The 22,157-nt window shown below is 45.8% G+C and carries 18 protein-coding genes; 9 read left to right on the top strand and 9 right to left on the bottom strand.

Annotation, left to right across the window (positions count from 1 at the left end):
* Positions 1-329 precede the first annotated feature (329 nt).
* A complete protein-coding gene (locus WBG78_RS06470) occupies positions 330-926 on the top strand; it encodes a hypothetical protein (RefSeq protein ID WP_337325577.1) in 597 nt (198 codons plus the stop codon).
* 98 nt (positions 927-1,024) lie between these two features.
* Positions 1,025-1,777: a metallophosphoesterase gene (locus WBG78_RS06465; protein ID WP_337325576.1), complete on the top strand. Its 753-nt coding sequence runs from the start codon at positions 1,025-1,027 to the stop codon at positions 1,775-1,777.
* 114 nt (positions 1,778-1,891) lie between these two features.
* On the opposite strand, the gene WBG78_RS06460 is transcribed toward WBG78_RS06465, so the two are convergent.
* Positions 1,892-6,034 carry an Ig-like domain-containing protein gene (locus WBG78_RS06460; RefSeq protein ID WP_337325575.1) on the bottom strand — a complete coding sequence of 1,381 codons (4,143 nt, stop codon included), beginning with the start codon at positions 6,032-6,034 and terminating at the stop codon, positions 1,892-1,894.
* A 94-nt stretch (positions 6,035-6,128) separates the two neighbouring features.
* On the bottom strand, positions 6,129-6,299 hold the full coding sequence (locus tag WBG78_RS06455; RefSeq protein ID WP_337325574.1) for a hypothetical protein: 171 nt from the start codon (positions 6,297-6,299) through the stop codon (positions 6,129-6,131).
* A 275-nt stretch (positions 6,300-6,574) separates the two neighbouring features.
* Between WBG78_RS06455 and WBG78_RS06450 the strand changes: the two genes are divergently transcribed.
* The gene (locus tag WBG78_RS06450) at positions 6,575-7,852 is read left to right on the top strand and encodes a serine hydrolase domain-containing protein (protein ID WP_337325573.1); all 1,278 of its coding nucleotides are present in this window, start codon (positions 6,575-6,577) and stop codon (positions 7,850-7,852) included.
* 16 nt (positions 7,853-7,868) lie between these two features.
* On the opposite strand, the gene WBG78_RS06445 is transcribed toward WBG78_RS06450, so the two are convergent.
* The 7 genes from WBG78_RS06445 to WBG78_RS06415 all read right to left on the bottom strand — a co-directional run bounded on the left by WBG78_RS06445 (position 7,869) and on the right by WBG78_RS06415 (position 14,398).
* On the bottom strand, positions 7,869-8,399 hold the full coding sequence (locus WBG78_RS06445) for a hypothetical protein (protein WP_337325572.1): 531 nt from the start codon (positions 8,397-8,399) through the stop codon (positions 7,869-7,871).
* Positions 8,400-8,592: 193 nt separating this feature from the next.
* Entirely contained in the window at positions 8,593-8,961 is a 369-nt protein-coding gene (locus WBG78_RS06440) for a GntR family transcriptional regulator (protein ID WP_337325571.1), read from the bottom strand.
* Positions 8,962-8,966: 5 nt separating this feature from the next.
* Positions 8,967-9,776 (bottom strand): hypothetical protein, encoded by an 810-nt coding sequence (locus WBG78_RS06435; protein WP_337325570.1) that lies wholly within the window; start codon positions 9,774-9,776, stop codon positions 8,967-8,969.
* Between the two features lie 8 nt (positions 9,777-9,784).
* Entirely contained in the window at positions 9,785-10,615 is an 831-nt protein-coding gene (locus WBG78_RS06430; RefSeq protein ID WP_337325569.1) for an ABC transporter ATP-binding protein, read from the bottom strand.
* A 264-nt stretch (positions 10,616-10,879) separates the two neighbouring features.
* Entirely contained in the window at positions 10,880-11,302 is a 423-nt protein-coding gene (locus WBG78_RS06425; RefSeq protein ID WP_337325568.1) for an EamA family transporter, read from the bottom strand.
* A gap of 50 nt (positions 11,303-11,352) precedes the next feature.
* Positions 11,353-13,758 (bottom strand): TonB-dependent receptor domain-containing protein, encoded by a 2,406-nt coding sequence (locus WBG78_RS06420; protein WP_337325567.1) that lies wholly within the window; start codon positions 13,756-13,758, stop codon positions 11,353-11,355.
* Between the two features lie 52 nt (positions 13,759-13,810).
* Complete coding sequence (locus WBG78_RS06415) at positions 13,811-14,398, bottom strand: HD domain-containing protein (RefSeq protein WP_337325566.1); 588 nt, start codon at positions 14,396-14,398, stop codon at positions 13,811-13,813.
* A 184-nt stretch (positions 14,399-14,582) separates the two neighbouring features.
* Between WBG78_RS06415 and WBG78_RS06410 the strand changes: the two genes are divergently transcribed.
* The 6 genes from WBG78_RS06410 (at position 14,583) to WBG78_RS06385 (ending at position 22,147) form a co-directional block, all read left to right on the top strand.
* Positions 14,583-15,764 (top strand): DUF4856 domain-containing protein, encoded by a 1,182-nt coding sequence (locus WBG78_RS06410; protein WP_337325565.1) that lies wholly within the window; start codon positions 14,583-14,585, stop codon positions 15,762-15,764.
* Between the two features lie 73 nt (positions 15,765-15,837).
* Entirely contained in the window at positions 15,838-16,974 is a 1,137-nt protein-coding gene (locus tag WBG78_RS06405) for an imelysin family protein (protein WP_337325564.1), read from the top strand.
* A gap of 12 nt (positions 16,975-16,986) precedes the next feature.
* Positions 16,987-18,345, top strand: a complete 1,359-nt coding sequence (locus WBG78_RS06400) for an HTTM domain-containing protein (protein ID WP_337325563.1) — start codon at positions 16,987-16,989, stop codon at positions 18,343-18,345.
* Positions 18,326-20,749: a TonB-dependent receptor domain-containing protein gene (locus tag WBG78_RS06395; RefSeq protein ID WP_337325562.1), complete on the top strand. Its 2,424-nt coding sequence runs from the start codon at positions 18,326-18,328 to the stop codon at positions 20,747-20,749. Before WBG78_RS06400 ends, WBG78_RS06395 begins: the two co-directional genes overlap by 20 nt.
* 82 nt (positions 20,750-20,831) lie before the next feature.
* Positions 20,832-21,329, top strand: coding sequence for a hypothetical protein (locus WBG78_RS06390; protein WP_337325561.1), 498 nt, complete (start codon positions 20,832-20,834; stop codon positions 21,327-21,329).
* 95 nt (positions 21,330-21,424) lie between these two features.
* Positions 21,425-22,147: an SDR family oxidoreductase gene (locus WBG78_RS06385; protein WP_337325560.1), complete on the top strand. Its 723-nt coding sequence runs from the start codon at positions 21,425-21,427 to the stop codon at positions 22,145-22,147.
* Positions 22,148-22,157 lie beyond the last annotated feature (10 nt).

The following is a 22,157-nucleotide window of genomic DNA, read 5'->3' as shown; positions in this document are numbered from 1 at the left end:
GCGGCAGTCCCCAGCTTGTCCGTCTGCATTGGCACACGGTGTTCCTTCCTCATCTCCGATTTAGCAACCCAATTTCCCGCCCATGGCGGCAAGCGCAATAAACTGCCTGGGATTACCATAGCAGTACTGCCGAGTACCACCCTCAATTCGTTGGTCAAAGGCCAAAATCAGTTCCGTTGCGGGAGTTGCGGTGTGTCAGATGTTTTTTGAGGCCATGTCAGATGATATTAGTTGAGTCTTAGAACAGTCTTAGAGAAGTCTTAGAGCAGTATGATATTAATACGGTTGTAAAAATCAAAAAATACAAACTTTTCGTATATTCGACTACTATGAAAGGCAACAATAACGTCCTCTTGCAGAAGGTCACCGGCATGCTCGGGGGCACCTTTGTCGTGCGCCAGGTAAAAGGCCAGGTGGTAATCTCGATCAGGCCGCAAAAACGAAAGTCTCCCACTGATCATCAGCTCAAGACGAAGGCGCGGTTTGGTCAGGCTGTTGATTACAGCAAGGCACAAATGGCGAATCCGGCTATGAAAGAATTGTATGCCACAGGGGTTAATGACAGGCTCACGAGCCCCTATTCTGTTGCCGTTACCGACTATCTGAAGGCGCCTGAGATCCGGGAAATTAATACCATGGGATATTCGGGAAGAATAGGAGACGAGATCAGGATATTTGCTGTCGATGATTTCCGCATCCAATGGGTGACCGTAGAAATCTATGATGCGGACGGTGTGCAGATAGAATCAGGGGAAGCTCAGACAAACGTTATGTACAGCTGGATCTATGAGGCCAGGGTGAATAATCCGCATCCGACTGGTAGCCGCATCGTTGTGAGAGCTGCAGATATCCCAGGAAATGTAACCGAGAAGATGTTGGTTATATCGCCGACACCAAATAAAGTACAGCCGGACTTAGCGAACTAAGTTGAACAAACAAGGTGCAGTTTGTGAATTGACCTGCATTGGTCAACATAGGCGATTTGATTACTTAGGCTGAGGCAATTCACCTGTCGAAGAAAGAAATGAAGATTCAATACTGCTCCGACCTTCATTTAGAGTTTCCAGCCAATCAAAAGTATCTTCAGGAAAATCCGATCAAACCAACCGGCGATATTCTCATGTTGGCCGGCGACATTGTACCCTTCGCCGCGATGGAAAAAGCAGACAACTTTTTCAACTTCGTTTCTGACAGCTTTGAACACGTTTACTGGATCCCGGGCAATCATGAATATTACCGCGCAGATATTTCACAACGTACCGGGTCCTTTCATGAGAGGATCCGCTCGAATGTGTCACTCTTAAACAATACCCTGATCGTTCATGGTGGTGTACGTCTTTTGTTCTCCACACTGTGGTCAAGAATTGATTTCTCAAAGGAGCTTATAATCCGTAAGGCGATGGCCGATTTCCGGTTAATCAGAAACAAAGGAAATAAGATTAGCGTTGACGATTATAACTGGCTGCATGAAGAGTGCCTTGCATTCCTTTCGAATGAACTAGCCCTATCGACGGAACAAAAAACTATTGTCGTTACACACCATCTTCCAACGTTTGTAAACTATCCGGAGAAGTATAGGTTCAGCGAGCTTAACAGTGCATTCGCGACTGAGCTGTATGAACTTATTGAATTGTCAAAGGCGGCGTACTGGATATTCGGGCACAATCATGAAGTGGTTCAGGATTTTAAAATCGCAGAAACGACGCTGACTTCGAATCAGCTGGGATATGTTGAGTATGGGGAGCATCTGAAATTTAGTGTGGATAAAATGATATAGATAAGTTATCTCTTTTTGTAATTTGGATTCGCCTTTATTGACAATTGTGCAGAAGCGTTTGACCTATTATCCCTAGCGGGATCTAAATACAATCCTTTAACGTCTATGCATTAACTAATACAAAACTACAACGGTTCCTTTGTAGCTCTTCCTGGTATACGAAAGATTGAGGTCTATTGTGTAGTAGTAAGTATCGACTGGCAGCATTCTGCCGTTCAGTGAGCCATCCCAGTCACGTTCGAGGCCGACAGATTCGTAGACAACGCTACCGCGTTTATCGAATACCGTTATTCTTGCGCCATCGACCTGATCAGCGTTCAGCAGGTCGATATGCCACGTGTCATTTTCGCGATCACCATTGGGACTGAATGCGCTGGGAATATTAAGCAGTATTTCAACATCCATTGAAATTTTGCGCCTGATGGTCGTGCTGGCCAGGTGGCCATCGGAAACGGTAAGATACACGGTCCTGGCTCCATCGAGGATGTCCATAAGATTTCCATTTTCATCCTTTGTCACCAAATAGTTGTATTCAATGGTTCGAAGGGCATCGAGATATTCATCGACGGTTGCATAGCCAATGAGAAACAACCTGCCTGCGGAATCATACACTGCTCTCACGGCGGGATGTTCGTCGGCCAGCGTGAGCAGGTCGCTGGCAGGGATGTAGTTCGGGCCTTCGAACCCGACTTCGGCAAGCACCAAATGATCGTCATCGACATCCTTGATTTCAATTGTCCTGAACACCGAAACGGGATCGTGGCCTGGCACGTAGGCAAGTGTTGTAGTATCCTCACGAATGAACTCCGGAGGATCGTTTACCGGTGTTACCAGAATAGCCAGTCTGAATTCATCACTTACGTTTTTTCCATCACTAACTGTGACACCCACTTCAATGAAACCATTTAAGTCCGCGGCAGGAGTTATCGAATTACCGTTTTTCGAATAGGTCGCTTCATGCGAGACTGAAACGGCCAACGTGAATCCATTTGGATAATCAATGTTATCTGCATCCGTGACAACTAGGTCTGTTAGCCTGATCGTTAGCGTGCTGTCTTCAGGCATGATCAATTCCTTTTGTGAAATTATCCGCGGCTTCGCTGCAGGCGGGATCACCTCGATCTTCAATGGAAATGGGGCACTGTCGTCCTGGCCGTCGTTCACTACTACTGTTACTTCGAATACGCCTTCGGTAATTGACGCATCCGGGGTGACCGCTGTGCCGGACAGCGTATAACCAGCTCCCGGAGATACCTTCAATGTAAAGCCATGGGGATATTCATTGTCCGGATCAGCAACCAGCAACTGTGAGAGTTGAAGTGTGACCGGAGTATGTTGCGATGTCCTGACCTGCCTCTGTCCCGTAATAGTAGGTGCGGCATTGTCGGGAGAGACTACATCGATCTTCAAATTAAATACAGGGCTGTTGGCCTTTCCATCATTTACCATCACTGCCACTGTCAGTGTGCCAATAAAATCTATGGCCGGAGTCAGGATGTTTCCCGCCACAGAATAATTATCACCGCTAAGAATCTTCAGTGAAAAGTCGGCCGGGAAGTTATTGTCGGCATCTTTAACTGTGAGGGCCGATAGAGCAATCGTAATTAAAGTATTCCTGTTCGTGGTCAAAGGAATTTGACCTGTAATTGCAGGAGCATCGTTGACTGGCAATACCGTAATCTTCAAATTAAAGGGTGCACTGTCGCTACTGCCATCATTGACGGCAACAGGGACATTGAGTTCACCAGAGAAGTTCCCTGCTGGTTTGATGGTTGCACCAATAACTGTATAGTTAGATCCTTCATTTACCTTCAATGTGAAACCCTGAGGGTAAGTATTATCGGGATCAGTTACAGTCAGGTTACCAAGGCTCAATGTTATTGTTTCGTCTTCGTTCACACTCAGTGGACTTTGTCCAGAAATCTGCGGCGCAGTGTTCTGCGTTTTTATTACTTCCACTTTTAGAGGAAAAACGTTGCTGTCGTCTGTCCCGTCATTAACGGTGACAGATACTGAAAGTGTTCCAACAAAAGTTGGTGCCGGTGTAATTGTGTTAGCGGCAAGTGAATAGTTCGTTCCGGCGAGAACTTTTAAGGTGAAGCCAGTCGGATAATTATTATCCGGATCGCTGACCGTCAAATTGTTGAGGTCGATTGTGATGCCAGCACCCTGGTTAACGGACAAAGCCTGCTGAGCCGTAATCACTGGTGCAACATTCGGCTTGTTGGTCACGCTGATCTTAAGATCGAAACGATTGCTTTCATTTTGCCCGTCGTTTACCGTAACCGGCACTGTGAGCTGACCAACAAAATTCACTGAGGGTGTGATTGTGGTCGAACTGAAGGAGTAGTTGGCGCCAGGATAAACTTTCAAGGTGAAACCTGTTGGATAATTGTTATCGGGGTCGGCAACGATAAGATTTGCAAGTTCAATTGTAAGGCTGGTGCCCTGCTTCATAGACAATGCCTGTTGGCCAGTGATCTGCGGAGCAACGTTTGGCTTAGTGGTCACATCGATCTTCAGATCGAAGCGATTGCTTTCGTTTTGTCCATCGTTGACCGTAACCGGCACTGTTAACTGTCCGGTGAACGCTGGAGATGGGGTGACTGTTGTTCCGTCAAAAGTGTAATCGCTTCCGGCAAATAATTTCAAGGTAAAGCCAGCGGGATATGGGTTGTCTGGATCTGTGACCGTCAGATTTGTAAGGATAACAGCGAGGCTTCCACCCTGGGTTATGGATAGTGCCTGCTGGTCTGTAATCTGGGGCGCGACATTTTGTTTTTTGATCACATCTATCTTCAGGTCGAATCGCTTGCTGTCATTCTCACCATCATTTACCGATACCGGTACCGTTAGTTGGCCCGAAAAATTAGCCGCGGGCGTTACTGTTGTACCATTGAACGTATAATCTTTTCCTCCAAATACTTTTAAAGTGAAATCTGCCGGAAACACATTGTCAGGATCAGTTACGATCAGGCTGACCAGGTCGATGGTAATGTTATTTCCCTGAGTAACACTTAATGGCTGTTGACCGGTGATCTCGGGAGGAACGTTCTTCTTTTTCTTTACGTCAATTTTAAGATCAAAACGATTGCTTTCGGCCTGGCCATCGTTTACTGTAACCGGAACAGTAAGCTTGCCGGAAAAATCAGCCGAAGGAGTGATCGTCGGACCGTTGATTGCATAATCGTTACCGGCGTACAATGTTAACGTGAAGCCCGACGGGTAATTATTATCAGGATCATTGACAACAAGATTGGCCAGTTCAATTGTGAGGCTTCCTCCCTGGTCAATGTTCAATGGTTGCTGCCCGGTGATCTGAGGTGGAACGTTCTGCGTTTTGATCACGTCAATTTTAAGGTTGAAGCGATTACTTTCCTTGTCTCCATCGTTTACCGATACCGGCACTGTAAGTTGGCCGGAGAAGTTTGCCGACGGCGTAATGGTTAATCCATTAATGCTGTAGTTGGGTCCGCCAAACAGTTTAAGTGTAAATCCAGTTGGATAACTATTGTCCGGATCTGTAACTATCAGATTGCCCAGTGCGATTGAAAGGCTTCCTCCCTGATCAACGCTCAACGGTTGCTGGTCAGTAATCTGTGGCGCGACGTTTTGCTTTTTTGTCACATCAATCTTAAGATCGAAGCGCTTACTTTCGTTCTCACCGTCGTTCACAGTAACTGGGACGGTCAATTTTCCAGAGAAATTCGCTGCAGGTGTGATGGTCGTCCCCGTGAATGTATAATCCTTACCGCCATATAGTGTAAGAGTAAATCCGTTGGGATAACTATTATCAGGATCATCAACGGAGAGATTACTAAAATCAATGGTCAGGCTTTCGCCCTGGTTCATGCTTAGCGGCTGCTGTGCCGTTATTACAGGTGGCTCGTTTTGAGTTCTTTGAACGTTGACCTGCAAGTCAAATTTATCGCTCTTGTTTTTCCCGTCACTTACGGTGACCTCTACTGACAGCATTCCTGAGAAGCGAGCATCCGGCGTAACGACGTTACCTTGCACTTTGTAATTTTTACCCCCCTTTACCTCGATGGAGAATCCGTTGGGGAAGACTGGCTCCGGATCCGGATCGCTTACCACTAAATTCGACAGCTCAATGGTGATTGGCGTTGCCTGAGGTGTTGTTAATGGCGAAGGAGTTTGGCCGGTAATAGTAGGCTTGGTGGTGTTCTGTCCGAACGCAGCACTGGCAACGAAAGAGAAAATCAATAACAATATTGGCACTCGTAAGATCTGGGTCATGAGATGGCAGCCGATAATGACACATCTCTAAAAATGATGCCAGTAAAGCAAATGATTATGGGAGTCCTGACTTTCTGAAAATGTGAGGAGCTCGTTACACCTGCCGTTTCATTAAGCCTATCCCAGAAGTAAAAAAGATAACACCCAGAATGGCCAGGCCCCAGGGATTTATCGTCACCAGATCACGACCAAATATTCCAAGAACACCCAGAATAAGGCCGACGACTCCGGCCAGCAATAATATCAATGAAATAACCTTTATCATAACTGATTTCGTTACCGAGATTTTAGCTGGTTAACAATTGCCGAACGAACCGCTTGCAAATACAGTGCAACAAGAGCAGCGGCATTAATTCGGCGACGGGCAATTTATGCTGAGAATAGGGTGAGGATTCTGGGGCGATCGTGTAGAAAAAATTTCCCCATTCAACTACTGGCAGATCATTAAATACAACATCCCCGTGCAATGTCATGACCATGACTGGAAAAGATTAAACATAAAACGCTATTTTGCGGGCTTCCGTTAACCCCTAACAACAAATGAAATTCCAATCATGGAAAGGCCGCGCACTTTCAGTAGTCATCGTACTGATCGTAGTTACCGCAGGTGCGGTCTTGTACGTAACGCTAAGCAGGCACAATGATCTTCAGATCAAAACTAAACTTCCTAAATTTTCCAACGCATCTGAGGTGATGCGCGCCGACGGCAAATCCTTGCCGGTCGATTCGTTGGAATCCACTATAGAAAGACTGATGAAGGCCGCCAAAGTTTATGGACTCGCCATATCCATTACAAACGACGGTCAAACAGTTTATCAGCAGTATTTCGGGTACAAGAACTTCTCGCGGTCGGAGAAGTTTGAGGCGGGAACCATCTTTTACGGTGCGTCCCTAAGCAAGCCGATACTTGCGGACGTAACGGTTCAGTTGGTAAACGACGGAGTCATGAATCTCGACACTCCGCTTTACAAATATCTGCCGAAGCCTCTATACAAATACAAGACTACGACGTTGCAACGGCTTTTAGGCGCGGCCTACGTAGACTATTCCGACCTGCGAGTTGACGAGCGATACAACCTAATAACCGCGCGCATGTGTCTGAGCCATACGTCGGGACTGCCCAACTGGCGATGGCTTGAAGGCGACAGGAAACTTAAGATCAAATTCAATCCGGGCAGTCGTTACATTTATTCAGGTGAGGGCATGCATCTTCTTCAGTTTGTCATTGAAAAGTTGACCAATCGAAAGTTCGATGAGCTGGCTCGTGAAAAGGTGTTTACTCCCCTGCAAATGTCGCGTTCAAGCTATGTGTGGCAAGAGGGGTACGAAGGAAACTATTGTGTCGGCCATGATGGTGATGGAAACAATCTCAGGATTCCCAAATCAAATACAGCTAACGCTGCAGGATCACTATCGACCACACTTGAGGACTATGCCAAATATGTAAATGCTGTGCTATCTCAGAACGAGCGTTATAAGGAGATGACGAGTCCCCAGATCCGAATTCGTTCGCGTCAACAATTCGGACCAAATGCTTTGGTTGACGTCGCTGACAATGACAGCATTCAACTTTCGTACGGCCTCGGGTTTGGTCTTTACCAAACGCCATACGGCAAGGTCTTCTTCAAAGAAGGGCATCTTGAAGGGTGGCAACATTATGTCGTTGGAATTCCCGATAAGAAGTATGCACTTATTCTCATGGCAAACAGCGACAACGCGGAAGGCATCTATAAAGAGCTAATAGAGCTGATCTCCGGCAATCGTTACACACCCTGGTATTGGGAGGGATACATTCCTTACAATTCTCCTGGAAACTAGCACGAAGAATGGTTTGTCAGAAGTTACTGCGATAGTTGCCGACGACCGATACGCTGTCCGCCATCTTTTGCATCTCACTAGCCATGCCGTTGGTAAAGGTGGTTTTAATGGATCCAATAGACCAAGCTTCAGCGATTCCCGCAAATGTTGTATTTGAAAGATGTAATTCGTGAATATGAAAACGCCTTGGAACCTCCACAATAGCGTTTCCTTTTCCGGAGATCTTCAATTGCTGAACAAACGCGTGATACTCCCTCGACGAAGCGGTGAGCTTGCTATTCTCAAGAACAACAGAATAAGATGGAGGATTAGCAAAATCAAGTGAACCATTCATCGTGATTGTGCTGTTTCTGACTATCAGCAGACTATTCGTAGGCGCATATACAAGCATCTTATGCGAAGACTTTCGTGACGGTACGATTTTAACGGAGTCACCAATCGTGGTTACTTCAACGCCGGGAACATCATCATTGAATACTTCGAGACTGAGCGAGTCGGATGATACGATGAGGCAATTGTCGGTATTCTCTACGATGACCTTTCGCATTATTGGAAGTTTTATCTTGCGAAACTGAGTCTTGTCGCTGTTCCGATACCAATAATTACCGTTAGCATAGTTATAATTAATAGACAAGACGAACGAGCTTAAGCACAGAACCATTGATAGCATCGTGAATAACAGGACTAAGGTGCTTGTTTTAAGGCGAACTCGTTGCGTACTATTCTTCTTTCCCATGATATTATGCTTTTGATTTCCTATACTTTTTAAACATTGGCTCCAACTCCTCTACACCAATTTGCAATAGCGACATGCTCGCAAAAAATGCAGGTACCTCCTTGTGCAGGAATTCATGCTGACGGTATATCCTTGCATTCTTCACGCCGTCATCTGCGACAAAGAGACCCAGGCCCCGTTGGTTATAGACGATCTCTTTCTGCTGCAAAAATTCATACGCACGCATTACCGTATTGGGATTCACTTCGAGCGTGACAGCCAGTTCGCGGACCGATGGAACGCGGTCTCCTTTTCCCCATTGCTTCAGGAGAATTTTTTCGCATACGTAGTCCACTATCTGAAGATAGATGGGTTGTTGTTCATGAAAATCCATATTACTTACAGCTCCTTTTCTTTCAGCCTGAAATAAGCGACAGTCAGTAGCAACGGCGTGAGCAGGTATCTTAACAAAACAGAGCCTGACACCAGCACCCACCATGGCACAACAACCATCTTATTGTCTCCATTTGCTTCCAGTACTTCATAGGAACCGGCAGACAGATGCAGCATGCCTGTAGGGACGAGACGTTGATACGCCAGAAACAAGAGCACGCCAACTACCCAGAGTAAACCAACAACGACAAATGCTTTGAACAGGGCATATTTTCTGAAGTATACCGAGCAAAGAATAAATAAAGCCTGTGCAGGAAAGTAGAAATAGAAAATATCTGTGAGCGGCCCATCAAAAAAAGGATTGGCATACTTATTCAGTGACAGAAGATTTATCACCTCCCAGTGCGTCTCGTATTTGCTGTTAGCAATGATGACTACAATAGAATCGACCAGCCAAAAAATACACGAACTGCTAATAAAGAATATCACAATGGCAAAGAACAAACTGGTAAGAAACTTTTCCAGCAACGAAGCAGGAATCAGAAAATAGTGAATGGATCTGTCTTTGGATCCCAGTTCCGAAAACAATACTCCCGCTGAAAGGCATCCTGAAAGAAACAACGTGATGAAATAATATGCGACCTGTGCGCGCTCACTAAACAAATTCGGGTTTGTGAAATTCAGGTAGACACCTAACCATAGTACAAGAAATGCAGCGATTGCAAGATTCAGTAAAATGAAGCTCCTGCCATTTTCAAAAACGTATTTCTTCAGGTAAAGAAGCGTTCTCGCCGGTTGAAATATGTTGGCTACCATGCGATCATCTATTTAAGGATTGATTTTATCTTCAGTGGGTTTGACATCGTTGCTTTGTATAGCAGCTCAAGGTCAACTTTGCCCTCTTCTCTATCAATATTCTCCATCACTACCGTATTGCCACGAAGGACTGACTCAGCGTATATGGCGCCATGAAGATCCGATTCATCAAATGATAATTTGAACGAAAGTCTCTCTGAGACGTGTTCCAGGTTCTCCTTAAGAACAATAGTGGTGTCACTGAGAATGACGACTTCGTCAATCAGGTTCTCCAGGTCCTTGACCTGATGTGAGCTGATCATTAGAATCTTATCATCAGAAGCGGCGCTGGCGATCACTTTCCGAAGCTGTCCCTTGCTAATGATGTCGAGGCCATTGGTTGGCTCGTCCATCAGAAGAACGGAAGTGTTGCTAGCCACCGCGAACGATATGTATACTTTCTTCTTCTGACCATAGCTCATTCCCTGCAACAGACTTTCAAGAGGGATCTCGAACAATTCGAGATAACGTGAAAACGCTTCGTGGTCAAACTTTGGATAGAATACACTGTAATATTTAACAAATGAGGGAATTGAAATATTCGGAAGGTAAAACTCTTCGGGCACCATAAAGATGTCGCGAAGGAAGGACGGTTCACGTTTGCCCGGATCCTGCCCGTTAACCGTAATCTTACCACCTGTGGGATACAGTAAACCGGCGATGTTGTAGAGCAGCGTGGACTTACCTGTGCCATTTTTCCCAAGAACACCATAGATGTGGCCTGGCGTTAGTGTGGTAGAAACTCCTGTGAATACGGGTGTTCTTCCGTAACTAAAATAAAAGTCCCGGATTGATATCATAGTGTACTAGTTATGTAGTACACCAAAGCTCTGCAATTAAGATCTTAAATGCAAGAGTCTATAAAAAGAATTCTTATTTGACCCGGTGGATCATCGCTACGGATAGTTCCGCCAGTCGAAAGATGGCATTACAAGTGCATCAGAAACCCAACGCCTTTTGTTCAGCACACGCGTCGTGTCTACCTCGGTACTACACCAAACGAAATGATTCGTGAGTGACTGTGGATCCTCGGACAGATTGCAGGAATTGAATTTTATTACAAATTACCTCCAAACCAAAACAATCATTCCTGCGAATATCAACCCCGCGCCGATCAGGATCTTGGGTGAGACAGGTTCTCTGAGAAGTATAAATGATAATACTATAGTTACCAGAATACTCGCCTTGTCGATAGCGGCGACATAAGACACAGGACCGTCTTTCATGGCGCGATAATAAAAAAGCCAGCTTACCGTGGTGGCAATGCCTGACGCCACAAGCAGAATGATCTGAGTCGTCGTTAATTGGTAGAACTCCTTAAATCTACCGCCGACAGAATTTATCAGGATGATGAATCCAAAGATCACTACGGTTCTCACAAACAAACCAAAGTCAGCACTTACGTTCTGAAGACCGTACTTCGCCAGTAATGACGTTATTCCGGCGAAGATCATCGAAAGGATCGCGTATATCATCCAGGTTTGCATAGGCCTACATTAATCGGTTGATAAGTTATCTTCAATCACCCTGGCAACGTCTAGAACTTGTATGCATATCCGATCCGAATTACCTGAGTCTCATAGTAATCGGCACTTACATAATGAAATCCGTCGCCCTGAATTTGTTTTTTTAGTCTCATCGTATTTGCTACGTCGGTCGCGTTCAGAAACACTTCGCCTTTGTCGCGCTGAATTGATTTCTTCAGTCCGAGGTCGATTGAAAATCTCGAATAGATTTTTCCCTGTGGGATAATGTCCGGTGCCAGGTAAACGCTCGTGAGTTGAAATTCCAGTTTCCTTTTCAATTGGAAGTTTGCGTTAAACTTTATGCTACCGGAGAATATTTCCTGCCTTGGTGCGGTAAAAGTGTGTTCCTCCGGATATCTGTTGACAACTGTAAATGATTCGATGATGTTCTGATAGCCATTGAGGTTCAGGTTAAATGACGCCCACTTTTCGATGTTCTGTGAAAGTATAATTTCCATTCCGGTAGTGTAGCTCTTGCCCGCGTTCTGGAATATGCTATAAATAAGATTGCTTCCCGGCACGGTGCTGGCAATGCGCGTAATGGTTGCCTCCATCGATTTGTGATACAGCGAAGAGTACCAGTATCCATTGTTCCAGTTTGATTTGTAACCGAGTTCTACGCTGTTGGTAAACTGCGGGCGCAATCCAGGATTGCCGACTTTGATGATCTCGGCGTCGTCGTACTTCGGAAATATGCGGATATCCACCTCGTTGGGGCGATCGACCCGGCGATTGTAAAATGCGGACAACGTGTTGTGGTCGTTTATCTTCCAGGCGAACCTGAGGTTTGGAAATGGCTGCGTGTAATCGTATCCGTCGCTCTTGTAGGTGTTGTGATTTGGGTTCACTTCATAATAGATGTCGACATACTCCACGCGCAAACCAGCTTCTACTTCAAGGTCCTTTGTTTCCAATACGTACGTTCCATACAATGCGGGGATTATCTCGTCGTAGTTTGCCCACCCTCCTGCGGTAACGTCGAGGGGCGAGTTCAACCCAGGAATGAATTGCATATTTGTTGGGATATATCGGTTTCTGAACTTCGCGCCCGTCTCAAATCTTCCGTATTTCAAAGGCTGTACGTAGTCGACGGCGAAGTCTCCCACATGTTCATCAGAAATCAGCTTAAACGAATCCAATCCGGTATCCGTAGGCATGATGTTCTCGAAATAATACTGCTCATCCTCGCGATGGAATGTGTAGTTCACGCTTACATTAAGATGCCGTCCCGGCTGTTTAAACTTGTGCTGCCAGGTTGCCATCTCAGTAACTGTTGTTTTTAATTCATCTTCAAGAAAGCGCCACAGCCTGAGGCGTTCGGAAAGGTCTTCGTTAAAGAATGGTTCTTCTCCGTGATCGAGAATCTTTTCACTGCTAAACAAGCCGGAGACCGTTATTGTATTGTGGTCGTTCAGGTACCAGTCGATGCCACCTTTCGCCGTGACAATATTGGTATTTCGATTTCTTCTGGTTTGCTGCCGGATAACATCTCCGTTGTCGTAGTAGCGATCGACAAACTCATTCTTATTGAGCGTTTTGGTAAAGAGGTCATCTGCCTGAAGGAAGAGATTCACTTTTTTCTTTCGATAGTTCAGCGATAACGATGGATTGATCTTTGGAGTATTCTGATACTGGTCATCGATCGTGGGATAATTTTCGCGTTTGACCCAGAGTGCGCCCAGGCCAGCCGATAGACCAGCCTTTCCATTTAATCCTTCGTTGACCTCCTTTTTGTATATGATATTGATGATGCCTGCGTTGCCGTTTGCATCATATTTCGCGGATGGATTGTTAATAATTTCAATCCTTTCAATTGCAGAAGCAGGAATGTTGTCGAGAGCTCGCTGATTGCCAAATCCTGTCAATGCTGTTTGCTTTCCATCAATAAGCACCGCTACCCTGTCACTGCCGCGAAGTCTTACCGTTCCCTCCTCGCTAACCGTAACGCCAGGGAGGTTGTTCATCACCTGAAGTAAGGATCCTCCGGATTGATTAACGTTGTCTGCAACGGCGAATGTTTTTTTATCCATTGTCTCAGATACTGCATCCCGTTTCGCATCAACGACAACTTCGTTCAAAGCTGTGATATCTTCGACCAATCCTATTTCACCCAAATCAAGGAATTCGCTGAGGCGACCTACCAGCAAAGTATGTTTGTATTCTTTGAAGCCCACGAACGTAGCGGACAATACATAATTACCTGGACTGACTGATGGAAGAGAGAATTGACCTGACTCGTTTGTTACTGTTCCAGCAACGAATGAGCTATCTGCGTCCTTCTTCAACACGACATTAACATAGGGCAGTGCTGTTTTTGAATCGGTCTCATTGATAATTCCGGAAACAGTGACTTTGCTGACCTGTGCAAAGACAGGCGCGATGATGAAGAGAGCGAATAAGGTAGTAATGATTCTCACGGCGTCAAGATTTCACTTGAATCTGGAGACACTCTGTACGAGTTGTTATCCATTAATGCAACCCATTTTCCAACTCACTGAGATTGATGTGTTTTTGATTGTCCCAATGATCGGCAGCATAAAGCGTGTAGAACTGATGATTTCTTAACCGAGATATATTTATAGCTCTCCACTCAGCATCGGAATAATGTTTACCCTCGCAAAGCGATAATTCCTGTCGGTGAAACTGAGACATCACGGCATACAGTGGTGATGCCAGGTGACGATCTCTGGCGTCCTTCAATTGCTGCTCGAGATGAGATGAGGGACCGCAGCAGTCGCTGGTGCTCCGAATAAGTCTTATCACCATATCACTGAATCCGGAAGAGAGGTTCTGATCCTGGATAAATTCGTTAAAAACGTGTATGCTATTATCAACGCGGTCGCCATCATTTGCGCAGAAGCCCGTTCCATGAAACCAGGCTGCAAGGAAAAGAGCTTCAGACTCACTCCAGTCAAGATCACTTGCCGCGGCTAGTTCTTCACAAGTCTCCACGACGAACCTCGTGATTGCGAAAGTGTGAAAACATCGCGTTTTCGGAAGAAAGAGCTGAAAGTAGTGCTCTACATAGCGTTCGGCCTCCAGGAGAAAGTCTGTCATATGGCCGCACCCTATAACAACTTTCTGGAGGAATTCTGGAGAAATAGCATCCAAACTTCATTAAAAAAATCCTGCAGTCTGCAGGGTTTCTCTTTCACATCTCAGGCTCCTTCCTATCTTTGCCGTCATATTTAGACTAATTCCAAATAAGTATTCAAACCAAACACATACAGAAATGCTTAAAATGCTTCGAAAACCCACATTTGCTGCATTAGCGATCCTGGCACTGGCCGCTTGTGATGATGACGAGACTGCGCCCGACCTTCGCGCAGACATTGACTATTCCGTACTTGGTAACCAAACTCCCTATTCTGAACAATTTGTAGATGAGGCGGGTGCTACCACGGTAGACCTCGCCGACGGAAACAACCGCCACAAAATGTTCCAGGCATTGAACTATTATTCAAGCTCCAACATAACGGCTAACACCGCGATCAGTGCGGAACAGTTGAAGAAGTTGTTTTCAAATACCGGAAATCCATTCGTAGACATATCCACTTCCACGATTTCTGTCACAGGATCTAGCCTGAATTCATCTGGTGTTCAATTAAAGAATGTAACTGCGTCGTCATTGGGTTCAGGCGCTGATGCTGTTCGCACAAAGCTTGAATCAGACTTTGACGATATCGCCACTGCCAGCCTTTCCGTGACACAGGTTGCAGAGAAAGGTAAAGCTGGTAAGCTTGCGACCTATCTTGTAGATGATCGAGGCATAGAAACGATTCAAATCATTCAAAAGTCACTGATTGGGGCCCTCCAACTCGACTATATTTCTAATGTCCTCTTGAGTGAAGGCCTGAAAGCAGATAACCATTCCGTTGTAAGCGGTAAAAATTACTCAGCACTTGAACACAATTGGGACGAGGCTTACGGACTGCTTACACTAAATCCTGTGTATCTGTACAACACAACCACCAGTGTTGCATCGACTGATGCTGCGCGCGCGACGGTTGAATTCGGAGCTGGCTCTTATATATGGGAATACAACAAGGCAAACTACGCGAAGTTTTATCCTGCATTCCTCAAGGGTCGTGCGGCAATCGTTAACAATGATAAGGCTGAAATTGAAGCACAGGCCACCTTCATCAGAACACAGATGGAGCTTGCCATCGCGCGTGCTGCGCTGGGTTATCTTGACAAATGGAAGGCCGGCGGTGCACAGGTTAAAGATCAGGCTCATGCTATTGGAGAAGGTCTCGGCTTCATATACTCTCTCCGATTTGCTAAGATCCATGGAGGAGACGCGGCATGGTCTGATGGAATCATCAATGGCCTTGTCGGTTCTGAGTTCGGATTCTGGGATCTCGACGTAACCAAGATCAACGCGGCCTCTGACGCCATCAAGGCAAAATTCTCGATTCAGTAATATTAAAGAGTTAGTGTTTAATAGTGGGTTGATGATGGGTCGCATCGTCAATCCACTTTAACTATTTAAAGCTATGTCATTGTTTCAGTTTAAAAAGATTGGTGTTGTTCTAGGTATCTGCATCCTTTCGGGATGTGGCGGCAGCAGCGATCCCGATCCCGCTGTTGATCCACTTGATCGTGTACCTATGCTCACAAACTGGGCTGACAACATTATTATTCCAGCGTACGATAATTTTAACGCGAAGCTCGGAACAATGACAACTAAAGCCGATGCCTTTACATCGACCCCAAACGAAACAACATTGGCCGGGTTCAGAACCAGCTGGAAAGACGCCTACATTGACTGGCAACGGGTTGAGTTGTTTGAGTTTGGGCCTGGAGATCGTAACACCATCAGAAACTTCTTCAACATCTATCCCGCTGATGAGGCGGGTATCGTGCAGAATATCTCTGATCCTGCCGTCAACCTGGCACTGCCAGTGTCTTACGCAAGGCAAGGCTTCCCCGCTCTCGATTATCTCATCAATGGTCTGGCTGATTCGGACCAGGGTATTATTACATTGTACACCACCGATTCAGATGCATCGAAGCGGATTGCATACATAGATAAGCTCGTTGACCGGATGAACAGTCTTCTTACTACCGTCATTTCAGACTGGAAAGGAAGTTATCGAAGTACGTTCATCAGCAGCACGGGACTTGATATTGGTTCGTCTACCTCTAACGTGGTGAACGCCTATACACTCAATTACGAACGCTTTATCCGTTCAGGAAAAATCGGCATCCCTTCCGGAGCAATGACAACCAGCGGGGGCGTGAAATACCCAGAAAAAGTAGAAGCGTACTATAAGCGCGATATCTCTTTAACACTTGCTAAAACAGCGCACCAGGCTACCGTTGACTTTTTCAACGGCAAAGGATTTGTGACTGGAACTGAAGGTCCATCACTGAAGTCGTATCTCGACGCGCTGGATGCGAAAGACGTTTCCACAGGAACACCGCTTTCGCAAATCATCAACAATCAGTTTTCATCTTCAGCGCTCAAGTTCGACTTGCTGGGAGAAAATCTACACGACCAGGTTATCAACAACAATCAATCTATGATTGATACTTATAACGAGCTGCAGAAAGCAGTCCGCATGCTGAAGGTCGACATGACATCGGCGATGAGTATAACGATCACCTACACTGACAATGACGGCGATTAACGCCGTGTGGTAATGACCTCATACTTCCAGCGAAACACATCGGCCGCTCCTCTGGCTGTATTCCGGGTTATCCTTGGAAGTATGTTGTTCGTAAGCATTGTCCGCTTCTGGCTTAACGGATGGATCGAGAGCGTTTATGTCCGTCCTAAATATCATTTCTCATTTTACTGCTTCGAGTTCATCAAGCCGTTGGGTGGTTATACTTACTTAATATTTGCCATCTGTGGGCTGGCCGCTTTACTGGTCATGCTGGGCCTCTACTACAAGGCAGCAATAGTAACGCTGTTTCTCAGTTTTACCTACATAGAGCTGATCGATAAGAGCACGTATCTCAATCATTACTACTTCATCAGCATGATTTGCATGATGATGATATTCCTTCCGGCAAATGTTTACTTCTCATTAGATGCCCGAAGAAATCATAACATCAAGTGTGACGCTGTTCCGAGCTGGACAGTCGACGTGATTCGCGGATTCGTCGCTATCGTTTATGTTTATGCAGGATTGGCAAAAATCAATAGTGACTGGTTGTTGCATGCCCAGCCTTTGCGCATCTGGCTGCCCTCGCGGAATGATATGTTCCTGATCGGTCCGCTGTTTAACAAAGTGTGGGTGGCTTTTGCTTTTAGCTGGATGGGATGCCTTTACGACCTTTCCATTCCACTGCTTCTCTCCTTCCGAGTTTCGAGGCTACCAGCATTTTGTGCCGTTGTTATTTTTCATTTACTAACGGCGTGGCTCTTTCCGATAGGAATGTTTCCGTATATAATGATCGGTACTTCACTGATTTTCTTTCCGGCGTCATTTCATGAGCGTTTAATTTCATCGATTCGGGGTTGGTTCAGCCGCATTGGCCTCAACACCTTTCAATCAATCCCAGGTCGCGCGTTTCAAGTAAGTAAGTTTAAGAACCTTGGAGCTGCTACTTTCTTTTCTCTGTTCTTCATTGTTCAAATTATTCTGCCCTGGCGATATCTCGTTTACCCCGATGAACTCTTTTGGACTGAAGAGGGCTATCGATTCTCCTGGCGTGTTATGCTGATGGAAAAGGCAGGACATGCCGAGTTCACTGTTCGGGATGTTAATGGCTATTTCGAGAACGTCAATAACAATGATTTTCTAACGCCATTGCAGGAGAAGATGATGGCTGCTCAACCAGATATGCTTCTTCAGTATGCTCATATTCTGGAAGACCATTATAAAAAGAAAGGATTCGTCTCACCACAAGTTTATGTCGATTCGTATGTAACACTCAACGGAAGACTTGGTCGCCCGATGATCAGTCCGACGACGGACCTGGCGAAACTCCGGGACAATCTTCAACACAAATACTGGATCCTGCCATTCAACGATGAAATCAAAGGTCTTTAATATTACCATTCTTCTTTGCCTCGTGTGCATGAGTAGCATGGCACAGTATCGTCTGACGGGCAAGGTCATCTCTTCCGAAGACAGTTCGGCAGTGAAAGACTGTTTTGTACAACTGGGAAATGGAAATCTTACTGCAGTAACGGACTCTTTTGGTATGTTCACTTTTGCCGATATGGCGAAAGGTACTTACACACTTCATTTCATTGAAAGCGGATTTAAATACGGCAGCACCGAAGTTACCGTGTCGGGAGATGGCCAAAAGATCACCATGGTGCTTCATCCAAGAAGCGAAACGCTTGACGAAGTCGTAGTAACCGACAATCGCGATGGATTTGGATCAACGCATTTGCGTGCTGTCGAAAACATGGGGATATACGAGGGCAAGAAGACTGAGGTAATTGTTCCAGAGCAGCTCGTAGCCAATGTATCAACCAACAATGCACGACAGGTATATTCCCGGGTTCCAGGGCTAAACATATGGGAGAACGACGGAGCTGGCTTGCAACTCAGCATCGGTGGCCGCGGATTAGATCCTAACAGAACCTCGAACTTCAATGTGCGTCAGAACGGTTATGATATCAGTGCAGATGCGCTCGGTTATCCCGAGAGTTATTACACGCCGCCTATTGAAGCTGTAGGAAGAATTCAAATCGTACGTGGGGCAGCATCGCTTCAATATGGAACTCAATTTGGTGGACTGATCAACTTCAATATGAAGGACCCGATCCAGGACAAGAAGATTGAACTTCTCGCCAGACAAACCGTTGGTTCATTCGGGTTCTACAACACATTCACAAGTCTTAGTGGTACTGTAAATAAACTCAGCTACTACACCTTTTTCCAGTACAAGAAGGGAAATGGATGGCGCGACAACTCTGACTTTGATAATCACACCTTTTATGGTAAGCTGTCGTATGCTGTAACCGGCAAAACGAAAGTAGGCTTCGATTATACCAATATGTCGTACCTCGCGCAGCAGCCAGGCGGTCTCACTGACGAAATGTTCGCACAGGATCCAAGGCAAACCAATCGTGAACGCAACTGGTTTCAGGTGAACTGGAATTTATTCGGACTTCACTTTGATCAACGAATCACCGAGTCCAGTGATTTTAATCTGAGAGTGTTTGGTCTGTTGGCCAACCGCTACTCCGTAGGATTCAGACCCAACCGCGTGGCTACTGTAGATGACAATGGGCCACGGGATCTGATCAAGGGTGAGTTCCAAAACTGGGGAGCTGAGGCGCGTTATCTCAACCGATACAACGTTGCAGGAAAGCCATCGGTGTTCCTGGCAGGTGCCCGTTACTATCACGGCTTCAACCATAGTCAGCAGGGGGAAGGTTCTACAGGAAGCGACGCTGATTTTTCATTTGTCAACCCCGAGCAGTTCATTACTTATGACTATGAGTTCCCCAACCGGAACGTTGCATTGTTCGCAGAAAACATTCTGTACATACACGAGAAGTTATCGATTACACCCGGTATCCGGTTTGAATACATCAACACGAAATCCGACGGCTACTACGGAACCATCTATCGCGACCTGGCAGGAAACGTTCTTGACATCACCAGGACGGAAGAAACGCGGGAGGACGCGCGTCAATTCCTGCTCGGAGGAATTGGTATCAGCTACAAGCCACATCCGCACATGGACATCTATACAAACATTTCCCAGAACTACAGATCGATAACATTCAACGACATGCGCATTTCGAATCCGTCTTCAGTGATCGATCCGAACATGAAGGACGAACGTGGTTATTCTATTGATCTGGGCGTTCGCAGTGAGCAGACAACGTTCTTCAACTACGATGTTGGATTGTTCTTTCTGAATTATGACAACCGGATTGGTGAGGTTCAATTTTACGATGAATCAAATCGCGTGATGCGTCGTCGCGGCAATATTGGTCAGGCAATAATAGCGGGAGTTGAATCGTATGCCTTAGCCGACATTGTTCATCTGCTTCGTCCGGATGAAGAGCGATGGACGGCCGCCGTATTTGGAAACCTGGCGTTGATCAGATCGGAATATGTTCAGTCTGAGGCGCCCGGTATAGAAGGGAAGAAAGTCGAGTTTGTACCTGATGTTAATTTAAAAGGCGGGCTTCAGGTGGCCTACAAAAAAATAAAGGGTTCCTATCAGCTAACTCATCTTTCTCAACAGTTCTCCGACGCGACGAACGCGGTCGATGGTGGAGTATCCGCCGTGGTTGGCATAATTCCCGCGTACACGGTTATGGATCTCAGCCTTTCATACGAGTATAAAATGTTTAAGCTGGAAGGCTCTGTTAATAATCTTGCAAACCAGATGTACTTTACACGGCGCGCAACCGGATATCCGGGACCTGGAATATTGCCTTCTGATGGGCGGAGCTTTTATGTTACCCTTCAGGTAAAGTTGTAGTTAATCATTGGTTTCATCATTGCACTTGAATCGACAATTACAACAGCGTCAAACAAAAAAATCAACAGACTAAGTATAAGCTATGAACAACAAAATGCGAATGTATCACCGCTATCTCGGCTTCTTTCTTTCAGGAATTATGGCGGTATATGCAATCAGCGGGATTATCCTGATTTTTCGCGACACCGATTTTTTGAAAAGAGAGAATACCATAGAGACGCAATTGCCGGCTAACCTGCCTAACGAAGAAGTGGGCAAGTCTTTAAAGTTCCGCGAGTTTGTTGTTGAACGCGAAGAAGGGACCGTAGTTTATTTTAAGACGGGAACCTATGATCGTTCGACAGGGCTTGCAAAACACACCGTTAAGCAGTTGCCTTACGCAATAGATAAGATGACGAAGTTGCACAAGGCAAACTCAGGAAGCCGTTTCTTTTACCTCAATATCTTTTTCGGTTTAGGCCTCCTGTTCTTCGTCGTATCGGCATTCTGGATGTTTATTCCAAATACACCTATATTCAGGAAGGGCCTGTATTTCGCTCTTGGTGGACTTATACTAAGCCTGTTGCTGATATTCTTCTGAAGCGCTGCTAAGGCCACCACATTCGGAAGAACTCTAAACTTGACACAATTGCTAAAGTTCAGTAACTCGGTGTCAAAACCATTTACAGCGAAGGTATGAAACTGTCCAACAATAAGATTCTTATCACGGGTGGTGCAAGCGGCATTGGCCTTGGGCTTTCTGAAAGATTCATCAGGGAAAACAACACCGTTATCATTTGCGGTCGACGCGAGGCTGCTCTCAACGAAGCGGCTGCAAAGCTTCCTTCCGTGATTACCAGAGTATGCGACGTAGCAAGGGAAGAAGACCGTATTGAACTGTACGAGTGGATTGCCAAAGATCACTCCGACCTGAACGTCCTTGTAAACAACGCCGGCATCCAAAACTGGATGAATGTTACGGATGTCGATTTTTACAACAAAGCAAAGGACGAAGTTGCAATCAACATCCTGGCGCCAATCCATTTGACAAATTTGTTTCTGGATCTGCCTAATCTTGACACCATCATCAATGTCACGTCCGGTTTAGCATTTGTTCCGCTTTCAAGAGTGCCTGTCTACTGCGGCACCAAGGCGTTTGTGCGATCATTCACACTATCGTCACGTCACCTGTTAAAATCACAGGGGATTGAAGTAATCGAGATGATTCCACCTGCGCTTAATACGGATCTGGGAGGCAAAGGAATTCACGATGGCGCACCGGCCGTAAGTGATTTTGTTGAGTCTGTATTCCAACAGATAAAGGACGGCAGCAACGAGCTCACGTTCGGTACCAGTGAAGGAAGAGCGAAGGCAAACAATGAGACCATTGCTGAATACTTCAAGCGAATGAATCCGTGAGAAGCTATAT

The sequence above is a fragment of the Chryseolinea sp. T2 genome (genome assembly GCF_037203685.1).
GTDB lineage: Bacteria > Bacteroidota > Bacteroidia > Cytophagales > Cyclobacteriaceae > Chryseolinea.
The sequence above is the reverse complement of the archived record's forward strand: the minus strand, read 5'-3'. Positions and strand labels throughout refer to the sequence as shown.

Bases quoted from the DNA above. Each gene is read 5' to 3' on its own strand.
- WBG78_RS06445 (WP_337325572.1), bottom strand. From the start codon at position 8,399: ATGCGAAAGGTCATCGTAGAGAATACCGACAATTGCCTCATCGTATCA.
- WBG78_RS06390 (WP_337325561.1), top strand. From the start codon at position 20,832: ATGAACAACAAAATGCGAATGTATCACCGCTATCTCGGCTTCTTTCTT.
- WBG78_RS06455 (WP_337325574.1), bottom strand. From the start codon at position 6,299: ATGATAAAGGTTATTTCATTGATATTATTGCTGGCCGGAGTCGTCGGC.
- WBG78_RS06405 (WP_337325564.1), top strand. From the start codon at position 15,838: ATGTCATTGTTTCAGTTTAAAAAGATTGGTGTTGTTCTAGGTATCTGC.
- WBG78_RS06460 (WP_337325575.1), bottom strand. From the start codon at position 6,034: ATGACCCAGATCTTACGAGTGCCAATATTGTTATTGATTTTCTCTTTC.
- WBG78_RS06400 (WP_337325563.1), top strand. From the start codon at position 16,987: ATGACCTCATACTTCCAGCGAAACACATCGGCCGCTCCTCTGGCTGTA.
- WBG78_RS06440 (WP_337325571.1), bottom strand. From the start codon at position 8,961: ATGGATTTTCATGAACAACAACCCATCTATCTTCAGATAGTGGACTAC.
- WBG78_RS06470 (WP_337325577.1), top strand. From the start codon at position 330: ATGAAAGGCAACAATAACGTCCTCTTGCAGAAGGTCACCGGCATGCTC.
- WBG78_RS06415 (WP_337325566.1), bottom strand. From the start codon at position 14,398: ATGACAGACTTTCTCCTGGAGGCCGAACGCTATGTAGAGCACTACTTT.
- WBG78_RS06425 (WP_337325568.1), bottom strand. From the start codon at position 11,302: ATGCAAACCTGGATGATATACGCGATCCTTTCGATGATCTTCGCCGGA.
- WBG78_RS06430 (WP_337325569.1), bottom strand. From the start codon at position 10,615: ATGATATCAATCCGGGACTTTTATTTTAGTTACGGAAGAACACCCGTA.
- WBG78_RS06385 (WP_337325560.1), top strand. From the start codon at position 21,425: ATGAAACTGTCCAACAATAAGATTCTTATCACGGGTGGTGCAAGCGGC.
- WBG78_RS06395 (WP_337325562.1), top strand. From the start codon at position 18,326: ATGAAATCAAAGGTCTTTAATATTACCATTCTTCTTTGCCTCGTGTGC.
- WBG78_RS06450 (WP_337325573.1), top strand. From the start codon at position 6,575: ATGAAATTCCAATCATGGAAAGGCCGCGCACTTTCAGTAGTCATCGTA.
- WBG78_RS06465 (WP_337325576.1), top strand. From the start codon at position 1,025: ATGAAGATTCAATACTGCTCCGACCTTCATTTAGAGTTTCCAGCCAAT.
- WBG78_RS06410 (WP_337325565.1), top strand. From the start codon at position 14,583: ATGCTTCGAAAACCCACATTTGCTGCATTAGCGATCCTGGCACTGGCC.
- WBG78_RS06435 (WP_337325570.1), bottom strand. From the start codon at position 9,776: ATGGTAGCCAACATATTTCAACCGGCGAGAACGCTTCTTTACCTGAAG.